This is a genomic window from Pseudomonas sp. 21LCFQ010, assembly GCF_024129905.1.
Lineage (GTDB): Bacteria > Pseudomonadota > Gammaproteobacteria > Pseudomonadales > Pseudomonadaceae > Aquipseudomonas.
Genome location: NZ_JAMYDZ010000005.1, coordinates 215,411 through 228,204 on the forward strand (window position 1 = coordinate 215,411; position 12,794 = coordinate 228,204).

Genomic DNA, 12,794 nt, shown 5'->3' on the forward strand with positions numbered 1-12,794 from the left:
GGTGTACAAGCTCGCCTTCTTCGTGCCCGCCAGTCATCTGGAGCCGGTGAAGGCGGCAGTCTTCGCCGCTGGCGGCGGGCGCATTGGCGGCTACGACCACTGTGCCTGGCAAACGCTGGGCACCGGCCAGTTCCGCCCGCTGGACGGCAGTCAGCCGTTCATCGGGCAGAGCGGGGTGGTCGAACAGGTTGCTGAATGGAAGGTCGAGCTGGTCGTCGCCGACGAGCTGATGGGTGCGACAGTGGCTGCGCTCAAGCTCAGCCACCCGTATGAAACGCCAGCCTATGAGGTCTGGCGGCTGGAAGACTTCTGACGATTGACCGTCGATCACCTGTGGGAGCGACCTTGGTCGCGAAGGGGCCGGACCAGACGCAGCCCATGTTGTGCCTGGCAAATGGCTTTCGCGAGCAAGCCCACTCCTACAGGCTACCCTTCAGGGCCTGATCTCGATCAGCGTCCCGTCCTTCACCAGATCCCACACCTCGCGCATGTCGTTGTTCTTCAGCGCAATGCAGCCTTCTGTCCAGTCCAGGGTATGGAAATACCACTCCGGGTATTCTTCATCGATGGGCGTGCCATGAATCATGATCATGCTGCCGGGCTTGACGCCCTCCTTGCGGGCGCGCTCGCTGTCAGCTGCATTGGGGTAGGAAATGTGCATCGACAGGTTGTACTTGTTGCTCGGCTTGCGCCAGTCGAGCCAGTAGAAACCCTCAGGGGTGCGTTTGTCGCCTTCCTGCAGCTTGGTGCCCTTGGGATTTTTGCCCAGCGAAACGCGATAGGTCTTCAACGCTTCGCCGTCACTGATCAACTGCAGTTGCCGGGTTGATTTGATCACCAGCACCTTATCGATGCGTCGCTCTGACAATTTGCCGGTGTTGATCACCTTCTCGCCAACGATCTTCTGTTCGCTGCCCTTGGGCACGATGGTCTGGGTGAAGGCCGCCTGGGAGGCGGATGCGAACGACAGGCACACTACAGCGAACAACCAGCGCATTGACGTTTTCCTGAGGCCGCGCAGCTCGCGGGGCCGGGCTTGGGATTATTGAACAGGACGAGAGGGGGGCAGCGCCTGACTATGGACAGGATAGAGCTGTTCGCGCCGGTCTGCGAAGAACCATTCTAGGGTACGCCGGACCGTCATGAAAGCCAGCTCATCCCACGGAATGTCGGCTTCGTCGAACAAGCGCACTTCCAGACTCTCGACCCCGGCGGCATAGCTCTCGCCGACCAGTTCACCACGGTAGAACACATGCACCTGATTGATGTGCGGTACATCGATCATCGAGTACAGGTAAAGCTGCTGCACACTGGCGCAGGCTTCTTCGACGGTTTCACGGCGCGCGGCCTGCTCGACGGTCTCGCCGTTTTCCATGAACCCGGCCGGTAAGGTCCAGTAGCCCAGGCGCGGCTCGATGGCGCGGCGGCACAGCAGCACCTTGCTGCCCGAAGTCACCAGGCAGCCAGCGACGATGTTGGGGTTCTGATAATGAATGGTCTGGCAATGGTCACACACATAGCGCGCGCGGCTGTCGCCTTCGGGGATGCGCAATGTGACCGGTTTGCCGCAGTGACTGCAGAAATTCATGATGGGTGTTCGATCAGTGAAAGCCGACGCTCATCTTGGCCTTTCGTACAGGCAGTCAGCAAGTTTTCATACACAGTTGCTATGAAGAGAGTCCTGCAAAGGCTTGGGCGCATCGCTGCTTTGGTGCATGATGCCGGGTACAACACGATCGAGATTCCCCATGCTGGATGAGCTACTTCGCCGTGTAGGCAGTCACACGCCAGGTGTCCTGGAGACCGATGAGCGCTTTCCTGAGGCGGCGGTTCTGTTACCAGTGACCCGTAGCGCCGAGCCGGAACTGGTGCTGACCCTGCGTGCCAGTGGCTTGTCGACCCACGGCGGTGAAGTGGCGTTTCCCGGTGGCCGGCGCGACCCGGAAGATCCTGACCTGGTGTTCACCGCCCTGCGTGAAGCCGATGAAGAAATCGGCCTGCCGCCGGGGCTGGTCGAAGTGATCGGCCCGCTGACCCCTGTCGTGTCCCGTTACGGCATCAAGGTCACGCCCTATGTGGGCATCATCCCGGATTTTGTCGAATACCAGCCCAATGACGGTGAAATCGCAGCGGTGTTCAGCGTGCCGCTGGAATTCTTCCGCCAGGACGTGCGCGAACACACCCACCGCATCGACTATCAGGGCCGCAGTTGGTACGTACCCAGCTATCGTTATGGCGAGTACAAGATCTGGGGCCTGACCGCGATCATGATCGTCGAGCTGATCAACGTGCTGTACGACGCCAATATCAGCCTGCAACGTCCGCCGCGGCTGTCCGGTTCCTGAACCGCCTATTACAAGAACGCCTGAGGACCTGCCATGAAATACCGCCTGGGATCTGCCCGTGTGCAGACCCACCCTGAAAGCTGGAGCGCGCCCAACGCCACGCTGATCGGCCATGTACGCCTGGAAAAGAACGCCAGCGTCTGGTTCGGCGCGGTGTTGCGCGGTGACAACGAACTGATCCATATCGGTGAAGACAGCAACGTCCAGGACGGCACGGTGATGCACACCGACAAGGGCTGGCCGTTGACCATCGGCAAGGGCGTGACCATCGGCCATAACGCCATGTTGCATGGCTGTACGGTCGACGATTACAGCCTGATCGGCATCAACGCGGTGATCCTCAACGGCGCGAAGATCGGCAAGCACTGCATCATCGGCGCCAATTCATTGATAGGCGAAGGCAAGGTCATTCCGGACGGCTCGCTGGTCATGGGCTCGCCGGGCAAGGTGGTGCGCGAGCTGACCGATGCGCAGAAGAGCATGCTCGAAGCCAGCGCCGCCCACTATGTGCACAATGCGCAGCGTTACGCCAGTGATCTGGCGCTGCAGGATGAAGATGAATACTGAAGCCCCTGCCGAGAAACCGGTGCGTTCACCCTGCGTGAGCATCTGTGCACTGGATGACAACGACATCTGTACCGGCTGTCAGCGCAGCGTCCAGGAAATCACCGGTTGGAGCCGCATGAGCAACCACCAGCGCCGTGAGGTGCTGGTGCTGTGCCATGAGCGGGCCAAGGCCAGCGGGATACTCTGGACGCTCTGAATTGAGCAACTGACCTTAACCCAGCCGTTTTGTCTCATGGCTGCTGCGCCAGCTCAGTGGTGTGATGCCACTGCGGCCGCGACTCGACCCAAAGGTGTTTCGCCTTGTGAGCCTCCAGGGGCGTATCCAGAGTAGCCACCGCTACACTGACCCAGTCTGCGAACTGCCCGCCGCTGTTGCTCCAGAACAGCGTCGAACCACACTGTGAGCAGAACTGCCGGGCCACTGTTGGCGATGATGGGTAAGTGGCAAGCAGGTGGCCACCCCGGTCAATCAGCAAGGCACTGCGCGCCACGCTGGCATAGCTGGCGAACGCCGCGCCATGAGCTTTCTGGCATTGCGTGCAGTGGCAGTGGCTCAAGGCTTTGAGCGGCGCTGATAGCTGGTAGTGGATGGCACCGCACAGGCAGCTGCCTTGGTGGGTCGGTTGCATATTGTAAATTCCCGGTCGATTTGTCGCAGACCAGACGATGTTTCAGCAAGCCCGCAACATCGCTCGTGGTCAGTCCGCCAGTCATGATTTAACGGCGGGTCCTGAACCCAGCCATGACCCGCTGCAACAGCGCCAGTTGTTCAGACAAGTACTTCCCCGAATAGCGATGGATCGACGGGCCGTATGAGCTGCCGGTCTGGCTCGTTGAGCGAGTATCTCTGACGGGTAACTTGTCAGCAGGCGGGCATCCTATACCACGTTGAAGGCCAGCGGCCATGGCTTTGTGACGGCTATGCGGGCAGGCTTTGGTGATGGCAAAAAGGCCGGTTTCTGGCTCGAAAATCCGCCTGATTGCAAGATGCCTCTCTTTCTCTTGAAGGAAATTTCCGAGAAAATCCTGACCGCTTGCGCCTGTGCTCCGGGCTGTCTAGGCTGCCTCGCGTCGCTGCTTTCAGCGGCAGGGCTTGGCCGCCCGATCACACAATCAATAGGCGCAGCATGTCGGAAACCGCACCGTGAATATCGTTTACGGTGCAGCTTCATGGCAACTGCGCGAGGGACACCTTCGGGTGTGCCGGGTTACCTATTGACCGGTCGGCCAACCCTTGTGCAGTTGCCACCCATCCGCTTGGCCGCGGCCTTGGCGGTGACTTTTTATCCATCAATAGGGGTTGCACCATGACCAAAAAACTCGTTCCCGATCCACCGACTTCCAGCCCCGTGCCCATTGCGGCGCACGATCTCAACCACTTCGAAATGCAGCTCAACCAAGTTTACGACGTGCTGCGTTGCGCCACCGCGATTGCCTATGAATGTGCCGATAACCTGCAGGGCCAGCCCCGCGATCTGGCCATGGGCAGCATGCACCTGATCGGCCATGCGCGCAAAATGGTCCATGAACTGCTCGATCAGTTGCAGCCGGTGGTGCCGGACACTGATGGTCTGGCGAGCTGACCTGCCGCTGGTCACTGTAGTGCACGCGGCGAGTGCTTGACCTCGACTTAACTTGAGGTCTGATACTCGCGCTCCTTCACACTAGGAGCTGCCCCATGACTCATCGCGCTGCATTCGAACTGTTCAACCCGCAAGGCCTTTACGACCCCACCGGTAACGGTTATTCCCATGGCGCACGGGTCGAAACCCCGGCGCGCTTTGTGTTTCTGGCCGGGCAGGGCGGTGAAGACAGTCAGGGCCTATTGGCCGACAGTTTCGCCGCCCAGGCTCGTCAGGCGCTGGCCAATGTCCGTATCGCCTTGCAGGCCCAGGGTGCGGACTTCAACGACGTGTTCAAGCTGACCCTGCTGATTGTCGATCACAGCCAGCAGCGGTTGGGTGAGTGGGTGGCGGCCATCGATCAGGCCTGGGGGGTGGCAATGAAACCGGCCTGCACACTGATTCCGGTGCCGCGCCTGGCACTGGACGGCATGCTGGTGGAAATCGAGGCGATGGCGGTGATTGCCGGCGGGCATGGCCCTTCATCGGATGCTGGTGCGATCTACTGAACGCCCCCCGCCAGCAGTGCTCCAACTCCATACAAGGCGGAGTTTCAGTGGTCCCGGTCCTTGCCTGGCAAGCAATAGAGTGCCCGTCACTGCAGAGCTGACGGGCGCTTGGCCGTTGCACTGAGGACACTCACATGAAACCTGAACAACCGCCCGGACCACCCGACCCTGCGCCCATCCAGTTCAGCGCAGCGCCCGCCGTCCAGCCGCGAGCGACTCTGTTGTGCCTGAGCCACCTGCGCTGGGACTTTGTCTGGCAGCGACCGCAACAGTTGATGTCGCGACTGGCCAGTGACTACGAGGTGTGGTTCTTCGAAGAGCCGCTGTTCGACGAGCGACCGGAACCGCATCTGGAGGTGCGTGAGCTGGCCGGCGGTATCACGGTGCTGGTGCCATGGTTGCCGCAGGATCTGGGCGAGCAGCGCATCATCAGCCTGCAGCGGCAACTGCTTGATGGCTGGCTGGCGCAGCATCACCAAGCGCCCCTGCTGTTGTGGTACTTCACCCCCATGGGGCTGCGATTTACCCGGCATCTGGCCGGCCAGGTGGCGGTCTTCGATTGCATGGACGAACTGGCGGCGCTGCGCCATGCCCCGCCGGCCCTGGCGGAGCTGGAGCGACAACTGCTGGAGCGCGCCGATGTGGTGTTTACCGGCGGGCTCAGCCTCTGGGAGTCGCGCCGTGATCGGCATGACAATGTGCACCTGATGCCCGGCAGCGTCGACATCGCGCATTTTGCCCATGCCCGCCTGGCCCAGGCCGAGCCTGCCGATCAGGCCGACATCGGCCGACCGCGGCTGGGGTTTTTCGGCGTGCTCGATGAGCAACTGGACCTCGTGCTGTTGCGCGAGCTGGCCATGCGTCGGCCGCTATGGCAGATCATCCTGATCGGGCCGGTGGCCAGGATCGACCCCGCGAGCCTGCCACGTCAGCCCAACCTGCATTACCTGGGGCCGCGCGACTACCAGACGCTGCCGGCCTATCTGTCAGGTTGGGATGTGGCGCTGATGCCGTTTGCCATCAATGAATCGACACGCTACATCAGCCCGACTCAACCTCTGGAATACCTCGCCGGTGGGCGCCCGGTGGTGTCCACGCCCCTCCACGATGTGGTTGAGTGCTACGCCGACAGCGGCGTGGTGAGCATCGCTGCCACCCCGCAGGCGTTTATCGAAGCCATTGGCCTGGCGCTGGATCTGAGCCGCCATCCTGATCGGCTCCAGGCGTTGGCTGACCGTGCGTTGCAGGGCATGTCGTGGGACCGCACCTGTGAGCGGATCAAGGAGCAGATTGCGTCCCTGCGATAAGCGCTGATGCTGCCAGCGCGGGCCGGTTTCGTCGGTTTTGCCAGGCGCAGGGTGAAATCAGACTGTTGCGCATCTTCAGACTTTCTTAAGACTCGCTGTCGATACTCCTCTCCACACACCGGCTGGGGAGGTGATAGCTGATGCCAACACTTGAGTGGAAATTTTCCGTGCCCTTGTGGTTCGGTCATGCCGGCAGTACGCCGTTAAGGCTTGAGCAGCACTTGCCGGGCGACATTGTACGAGGCGAAGCCGAGCGCTATATCCAGGATCGCTTTCTCGAGGCACATGGCGCTGAGGTCCGACTGTTCATGCCCGAGCTGTGGGCGTTGCGCGGGGCTGACGATGGCCTGTGCGCAACCGCTGGTATACGGCTGGCCGAGCACGACACGCTGTTTCTCGAACACTATCTGGATAACCCCATAGAGCAACTGGCCGCCGGTGTAGCCGGTGGCGAGGTGCCGCGCAGGGTCATCGTTGAAGTCGGCAATCTGGCCGCCAGCAATATCGGCAGTGCGCGCCTGTGCATCATCACCGTGACTTGGCTGTTGGCCCGGCGAGGGCTGGAATGGGTGGTTTTCACCGGTAATGCCGGCCTGGTCAATAGTTTCAATCGATTGGGGTTGCGCCCCGTCACGCTGTGCCTTGCCGACCCGATGCGGCTGGGTGAGCAGCGCCATGAGTGGGGCCGCTACTACCAGACCCGGCCCAGTGTCCACATCGGCAACATCCGCACCGGTTTCGCTCACCTGACCCGTCTGGGGCTTTTCGAGCGGTTCGGCTTACCCCCTCTTTCACAGGTCCACAGCCATGTCGCCTGAACTAAAGGTTTTCAGTGACCGGCTGCTTGAGCATGCCGCCGAGCGTCCCTATACCACGGCCGTCTGGGGCGACGAACTGCGTATCGACTATGCCTCGCTGTACGCTGAAATCGAACTGCGCCGCGAGTTGCTGCGTGACGTGCAGGCCAATTCCATCGCCCTGGCCCTGGACAATACAGCCAACGCGCTGATCTGGGACTTGGCAGCGCTGTTAGAAGAGATTCCCTGCGTTATCCTGCCGCCGTTCTTCAGTGCCGCCCAGCGCCAGCATTGTCTGCAACAGAGCCAGGTGCAAATCGTTCTGGCTGACAGGCCGCATGAGCATGAATTGATTGACGCGGGCTATCAGCAGGCCGGGTTGTTCTGGATTCGTGAGGTCAATGCTACAAGGCTGCCGCCCGGTACGGCCAAGCTGACTTATACCTCCGGCTCGACCGGTGCGCCCAAGGGGGTGTGCCTGAGCGCAGCCGGTATTGTCGAGGTGGCGCTGGCGCTGGTAGCTGCCAGCCAGGCCAGCGCACCGACCCATCATATGGCCTTGCTGCCGCTGGCGGTGCTGCTGGAAAACATCGGCTGCTACGCCGCCCTTTATGCCGGCGCAACCGTCAGCTTGCCCTCGCAAGGCAGTCTGGACATCCAGGGCGCCAGCGCAGTGAATCTCACGACCCTATTGGGTGTTTTGGCCCGGCGCCAGCCCGATAGCTTGATCCTGGTGCCGCAGTTACTCCAGGTGCTGGTTAGCGCCGCCGAGCAGGGCTATTTGAACCCGGCCGGGTTCAGCTTCCTTGCAGTAGGCGGTGCACGGGTCAGCGAGCCACTGTTGCAACGCGCCCGTGACGTGGGCCTGCCGGTCTATGAAGGGTATGGGTTGTCTGAGTGCGCATCGGTGGTCGCGCTCAATCGGCCCGGTGCCCAGCGGCCGGGCAGCGTCGGTCAGCCTTTGGCACACGTGCAACTGCGCCTGGGTGAGGACGGCGAAGTGCTGGTGCGCAACCGGGCCATGCTTGGTTATCTGGATGAACCCAGTGCCCCCGACCAGTGGTGGCCCACTGGCGACCTTGGTTACTTCGATGCGGACGGCTACCTGTTTATCAAGGGCCGCAAAAAAAACCAGTTCATCACCAGTTTCGGGCGCAACGTCAATCCGGAATGGATCGAGGCGCAACTGACCCAAGGTCCGCTGATTGCTCAGGCGTTTGTCTATGGCGAGGCGTTGCCGCGCAATCATGCGCTGCTCTGGCCTCGTCATCCGGCCACCAGCGACGCACAGCTTCAGGAAGCGGTCGAGCAGGCGAACCTGGCCTTGCCCGGTTATGCCCAGGTGCATGGCTGGACCCGGTTGCATCAGCCGTTCAGCACTGACAACGCGATGCTGACGGCCAATGGCCGGCCATGCCGCGACGCCATTCTTTATCACTACCACCATGTGTTCAGCGCCCATTCATCTGCCGAGGACATCGCATCATGAGTTTTTTCCAACAGTTGCAAGCCGCTACGCAAACGGATCGTGACGCGCTGTTTAACCTGCCGATCATTCGCCAGGCGCTGGCCGGCGAGGTCAGCCTGGAGAGTTATCAGGCGTTTCTGACCCAGGCTTTCCACCATGTCCGCCATACCGTACCGCTGATGATGGCCTGTGGTGCCCGTCTGCCTGCCCGGCTGGAATGGCTACGCGGTGCGGTCTGTGAATACATCGAAGAGGAGTACGGTCATGAGCAATGGATCCTCAACGACTTGCGTGCATGTGGCGCTGATGCCGACGCGGTACGTGACGCAATGCCAGGACTGCCGATTGAGCTGATGGTCGCCTACCTGTACGACCTGATTGCCCGGGGCAATCCGGTCGGCCTGTTCGGCATGGTCAATGTACTGGAGGGCACCAGCATCGCTCTGGCTACCCATGCTGCCGGCGCCATCAAGGCTCGTCTGGGGCTGCCTGAGACCGCGTTCAGTTATTTGCAGTCCCATGGCAGCCTGGATATCGGCCATATGGACACCTACCGCCAGCTCATGGACCGTTTGACCGCACCTGAAGATCAAGAGGCGGTGATTCACGCTTCGCGGGTGGTCTACCGACTGTACACCGCCATGTTTGATTCATTGCCAGTCGAGCCCGCTCGGGCCGCCGGGGCCTGCCATGCAGCTGCATGACGCCAGGGTCATCGTTACCGGGGCCAGCGGTGGCATCGGTTTGCAAATAGTGGCCGCGCTGTGTGCCCAAGGCGCCAAAGTGGTGGCCGTGTCACGGCAAGGGCAGGCACTTGGCCCTTTGCTGGCGCTGTATCCGGATCGCTTGTCGTGGCTCGCGGCCGACCTGTGCAACGCTGCGGGTCGTCAGCAAGTGGTCGCTGAGGCCCAGCGCCTGCAAGGTTTCAATTTGTTGGTCAATGCTGCCGGCAGCAATCACTTTTCAATGCTTGAGCAACTGCCTGAACAGGACATTGAGTCCATGCTGCAACTTAACCTGCTGGCGCCGATGTTGTTGGCCCGGCAACTGCTGCCGATGCTCAAGCAGGCTGACAGCGCGATGATCGTCAACGTCGGTTCGACGTATGGATCAATCGGTTATGCCGGCTATACCGCTTACTGTGCAAGCAAGTTTGGTCTGCGCGGTTTTTCCGAAGCGTTGCGCCGTGAACTGGCCGACTCGCGTTGCCGGGTACTTTATGTGGCGCCGCGGGCGACCCGAACCGCGATGAACAGCTCGGCAGCGCAAGCACTCAATGCGGCCCTGAACAGTCAGGTGGACGAACCCGCACACGTGGCCGGTGCAGTGCTTCACGCCATTATCGGTGACCGTAACGAGCTGTATCTGGGCTGGCCAGAGCGGTTGTTCGTGCGGCTCAACAACCTGCTGCCGATGCTGGTCGACCGCGGACTGCGTAAGCACTTGCCGTTGATCCGCCAATACAGTTCTCAAAGCAAACACGAGCGGCCTCGACCATGAAACATTTGTTTATCGCACTGGGCTGTCTGCTCAGCCTGCCGGCCCTGGCGCTGGATAACGCCGATCAACAGCGGCTTGCCGGCATTCAGAACGAGTGGGCCAACATTCAGTATCAGCTTGTACAAGGGCAGCGTGCAGCAGCGTTTGAGCGTCTGTCCGGGCAAACCGAGCGCTTTACCAAGGAACGGCCTGCGGCGGCCGAAGCGTGGATTTGGTCGGGGATTGTGCACAGCAGTTGGGCCGGCGCCCAAGGCGGCTTAGGCGCACTGGGTAAAGCGAAACTGGCCCGTCAGGATTTCGAGAAGGCGTTGGCGATTGACCCTGACGCCTTGCAAGGCTCGGCGTACACCAGCCTGGCCGCCTTGTATGACCGTGTGCCGGGCTGGCCGATCGGGTTCGGTGATGCCGAAAAGGCCGGGCAATTGCTGACAGAGGCGCTACGGATCAATCCTCAAGGCATCGATACCCTGTACTTTTGGGGAGACCACCTGTATCGCCTGGGACGCTATGCTCAAGCCCGTGAGGCCTTGAATAAAGCCTTGCAGGCGCCTGCAAGGCCGGGCCGGGAGGTGGCTGATGCCGGACGACGTGAAGACATCCGGCAACTGCAGGCCGATATCGACAAAAAACTCAAATAAGGAATATGCATGCGGCTGCTGTTGATCGAAGACGATACCGCACTGGGTGACGGTATCCATCAAGCCCTGTTGCGTGACGGCTATACCGTTGACTGGATCAAGGACGGCGCCAGCGCCTTGCATGCGCTGCTCAGTGAGACTTTCGATCTGGCTGTGCTGGACCTGGGTTTGCCTCGTCTGGACGGCCTGCAGGTGTTGGCGAAACTGCGGGCGACCGGCTCGACGCTGCCGGTGCTGATCCTTACTGCCAGAGATGCGACCGGGGACCGCATCGCCGGGCTGGATGCCGGTGCCGACGACTACCTGATCAAACCCTTCGACCTGGCCGAGCTCAAAGCCCGTCTGCGTGCTTTGTTACGTCGCAGCGCCGGGCGGGCTCAGGTGGTGATTGAGCACCGCGGCATTACCCTGAACCCTGGCAACCAGCGCGTGACACTCGACGGTGAAGCGGTCTCGCTGACCCCTAAAGAGTATCAATTGCTGTATGAACTGCTGTCACCGGCCGGCCGGGTGATGACCCGTGAGCGCCTCATGCAGTTGCTGTATGGCTGGAACGAGGAGGCGGAGAGCAACACCCTTGAGGTCCACATCCATAACCTGCGCAAGAAGTTTTTCAGTGATCTGATCCGCACCATTCGCGGCGTAGGTTACATGGTCGAGGTTTGCCCGTGAGGTCGATCAGACGCCGGACTCTGACGCTGATCATCGGCCTGTTATTGGTGGGCTTGCTGGTGCTCACGCTATTTAACGTGCATGACAGCAATCACGAGATCGCGGAAGTCTATGACGCTCAGTTGGCACGTAATGCGCGCCTGCTACAGGGCGTGATGAGCATGCCTCTGGCTTCGGGTGAGCATGAGCAGCTTTACCAGGCCTTCAATAATGCGTTGCAACACATCGACCCACGTGCCGGTGGGCACCCTTACGAAAGCAAGATGGCGTTTCAGGTATGGAGCAGTGACGGCCGGGTGCTGGTGCATACCGCCAGCGCGCCGATTTTTGACCAGCCCCTCAAAACCCCGGGGTTCAGCGCGATCACCGACCCGCGAGGGCGGCAGTGGCGGGCTTTTGTACTGAATGACCAAGAGCACGGCTTCAGCATTTGGGTCGGCGAGCGCGATGACGTCAGGGCTGATCTGGTCGGCCGTATCGTCCACCACACCGTGCTGCCCAACCTGCTTGGCAGCCTGATCCTGCTGGTGGTGGTCTGGATGGCGATAGGTGTGGGCCTAAAACCGCTCGATGACCTTGCCCGTATCTTGCGCAATCGTACTCCTGGCTCGCTGGAGCCGCTGAGCCTGGCGCCGTTGCCAACAGAACTCGAACCCATGCAGGCGGCGCTGAACCGCCTGCTGTCTCAGGTCCAGGAACTGCTGCACCGTGAGCGGCGTTTTATCGCCGATGCCGCACATGAAATGCGTACTCCGCTGGCGGTGCTCAAGGTCCATGCCCAGAACCTGATGGAAGCCTCCAGCGAGCAGGAGAAGCGTAAATCACTGGACTATCTGGTGGTGGGCGTTGATCGCACCACCCGGCTGGTCAACCAACTGCTGACCATCGCCCGTCTGGAGCCTAATGCACCGATCAATCTGGCACCGGTGGATGTGGTCGATGCTACCCGCAATGCCATTGCCCAGTTGACGCCCTGGGTTATCGGTCAGGGCCTCGAATTGTCGTTCCAGTGCGAGGTGTCACACCGTACGGTCAATACAGACATTTCGCTGCTGAGCATCGCACTGCAAAACCTGGTTTCCAACGCTGTGAAGTTTTCCCCGCCGGGAGGTCATGTAGCGGTGTCACTGCAGTTGCAGGAGGCTTCGTTCGCGTTGCTGGTTGAAGACCAGGGACCCGGCATCAGCGATGAGCAACAAACGCGACTGTTCGAGCGTTTCTACAGTCACGGCAACGAGGAGGGGGTAGGGCTGGGTCTGGCCATTGTTCAGGCCATCGCCCAACGACTGCAGGGCAGCATTGACCTGAAGAACCGTGAACAGGGAGGGCTGAGGGCCTGCCTCACGGTACGGGCGTGAGCATTCTGTAT

17 protein-coding genes are annotated in these 12,794 nt (G+C 60.9%); 14 read left to right on the top strand and 3 right to left on the bottom strand.

Annotated elements, in window-relative coordinates:
* The first annotated feature begins 1 nt into the window (after nucleotide 1).
* Nucleotides 2-313, top strand: coding sequence for a YqfO family protein (locus tag NJC38_RS08810; RefSeq protein WP_253113386.1), 312 nt, complete (start codon nucleotides 2-4; stop codon nucleotides 311-313).
* A 120-nt stretch (nucleotides 314-433) separates the two neighbouring features.
* Here the strand turns inward: NJC38_RS08810 and NJC38_RS08815 are convergent, their stop codons facing one another.
* Nucleotides 434-997 carry a L,D-transpeptidase family protein gene (locus tag NJC38_RS08815; RefSeq protein ID WP_045488443.1) on the bottom strand — a complete coding sequence of 188 codons (564 nt, stop codon included), beginning with the start codon at nucleotides 995-997 and terminating at the stop codon, nucleotides 434-436.
* 45 nt (nucleotides 998-1,042) lie between these two features.
* Entirely contained in the window at nucleotides 1,043-1,588 is a 546-nt protein-coding gene (locus NJC38_RS08820; RefSeq protein ID WP_045488446.1) for an NUDIX hydrolase, read from the bottom strand.
* 160 nt (nucleotides 1,589-1,748) lie between these two features.
* On the opposite strand from NJC38_RS08820, the gene NJC38_RS08825 reads away from it, so the two are divergent.
* Genes NJC38_RS08825 through NJC38_RS08835 form a run of 3 tightly spaced genes read left to right on the top strand, consistent with a single transcriptional unit; the run spans nucleotide 1,749 to nucleotide 3,108 of the window.
* A complete protein-coding gene (locus NJC38_RS08825) occupies nucleotides 1,749-2,345 on the top strand; it encodes a CoA pyrophosphatase (protein ID WP_045488449.1) in 597 nt (198 codons plus the stop codon).
* A 33-nt stretch (nucleotides 2,346-2,378) separates the two neighbouring features.
* The gene (locus tag NJC38_RS08830) at nucleotides 2,379-2,912 is read left to right on the top strand and encodes a gamma carbonic anhydrase family protein (protein WP_253113388.1); all 534 of its coding nucleotides are present in this window, start codon (nucleotides 2,379-2,381) and stop codon (nucleotides 2,910-2,912) included.
* Nucleotides 2,902-3,108: a DUF1289 domain-containing protein gene (locus NJC38_RS08835; protein WP_045488454.1), complete on the top strand. Its 207-nt coding sequence runs from the start codon at nucleotides 2,902-2,904 to the stop codon at nucleotides 3,106-3,108. Before NJC38_RS08830 ends, NJC38_RS08835 begins: the two co-directional genes overlap by 11 nt.
* A gap of 34 nt (nucleotides 3,109-3,142) precedes the next feature.
* Here NJC38_RS08835 and NJC38_RS08840 read toward each other — a convergent pair whose 3' ends face one another.
* Nucleotides 3,143-3,541, bottom strand: a complete 399-nt coding sequence (locus tag NJC38_RS08840) for a GFA family protein (RefSeq protein WP_253113390.1) — start codon at nucleotides 3,539-3,541, stop codon at nucleotides 3,143-3,145.
* A 678-nt stretch (nucleotides 3,542-4,219) separates the two neighbouring features.
* On the opposite strand from NJC38_RS08840, the gene NJC38_RS08845 reads away from it, so the two are divergent.
* From NJC38_RS08845 to NJC38_RS08890, 10 genes are all read left to right on the top strand, one after another.
* Nucleotides 4,220-4,495 (top strand): hypothetical protein, encoded by a 276-nt coding sequence (locus NJC38_RS08845; protein WP_253113392.1) that lies wholly within the window; start codon nucleotides 4,220-4,222, stop codon nucleotides 4,493-4,495.
* A 95-nt stretch (nucleotides 4,496-4,590) separates the two neighbouring features.
* Nucleotides 4,591-5,043 (top strand): RidA family protein, encoded by a 453-nt coding sequence (locus NJC38_RS08850; protein WP_253113397.1) that lies wholly within the window; start codon nucleotides 4,591-4,593, stop codon nucleotides 5,041-5,043.
* A 134-nt stretch (nucleotides 5,044-5,177) separates the two neighbouring features.
* Complete coding sequence (locus tag NJC38_RS08855; RefSeq protein WP_253113408.1) at nucleotides 5,178-6,350, top strand: glycosyltransferase; 1,173 nt, start codon at nucleotides 5,178-5,180, stop codon at nucleotides 6,348-6,350.
* Between the two features lie 140 nt (nucleotides 6,351-6,490).
* Nucleotides 6,491-7,168 carry a thermostable hemolysin gene (locus NJC38_RS08860; protein WP_253113446.1) on the top strand — a complete coding sequence of 226 codons (678 nt, stop codon included), beginning with the start codon at nucleotides 6,491-6,493 and terminating at the stop codon, nucleotides 7,166-7,168.
* The gene (locus tag NJC38_RS08865; RefSeq protein WP_253113449.1) at nucleotides 7,158-8,636 is read left to right on the top strand and encodes an AMP-binding protein; all 1,479 of its coding nucleotides are present in this window, start codon (nucleotides 7,158-7,160) and stop codon (nucleotides 8,634-8,636) included. The genes NJC38_RS08860 and NJC38_RS08865 overlap by 11 nt, the downstream gene beginning before the upstream one ends.
* The gene (locus NJC38_RS08870; protein WP_253113451.1) at nucleotides 8,633-9,319 is read left to right on the top strand and encodes an iron-containing redox enzyme family protein; all 687 of its coding nucleotides are present in this window, start codon (nucleotides 8,633-8,635) and stop codon (nucleotides 9,317-9,319) included. Before NJC38_RS08865 ends, NJC38_RS08870 begins: the two co-directional genes overlap by 4 nt.
* On the top strand, nucleotides 9,306-10,115 hold the full coding sequence (locus tag NJC38_RS08875; RefSeq protein WP_253113454.1) for an SDR family oxidoreductase: 810 nt from the start codon (nucleotides 9,306-9,308) through the stop codon (nucleotides 10,113-10,115). Before NJC38_RS08870 ends, NJC38_RS08875 begins: the two co-directional genes overlap by 14 nt.
* A complete protein-coding gene (locus tag NJC38_RS08880; protein WP_253113457.1) occupies nucleotides 10,112-10,753 on the top strand; it encodes a tetratricopeptide repeat protein in 642 nt (213 codons plus the stop codon). The genes NJC38_RS08875 and NJC38_RS08880 overlap by 4 nt, the downstream gene beginning before the upstream one ends.
* 9 nt (nucleotides 10,754-10,762) lie before the next feature.
* Nucleotides 10,763-11,425 (top strand): response regulator, encoded by a 663-nt coding sequence (locus tag NJC38_RS08885; RefSeq protein ID WP_253113460.1) that lies wholly within the window; start codon nucleotides 10,763-10,765, stop codon nucleotides 11,423-11,425.
* Nucleotides 11,422-12,783, top strand: a complete 1,362-nt coding sequence (locus NJC38_RS08890) for an ATP-binding protein (protein WP_253113463.1) — start codon at nucleotides 11,422-11,424, stop codon at nucleotides 12,781-12,783. Before NJC38_RS08885 ends, NJC38_RS08890 begins: the two co-directional genes overlap by 4 nt.
* Nucleotides 12,784-12,794: the final 11 nt, after the last annotated feature.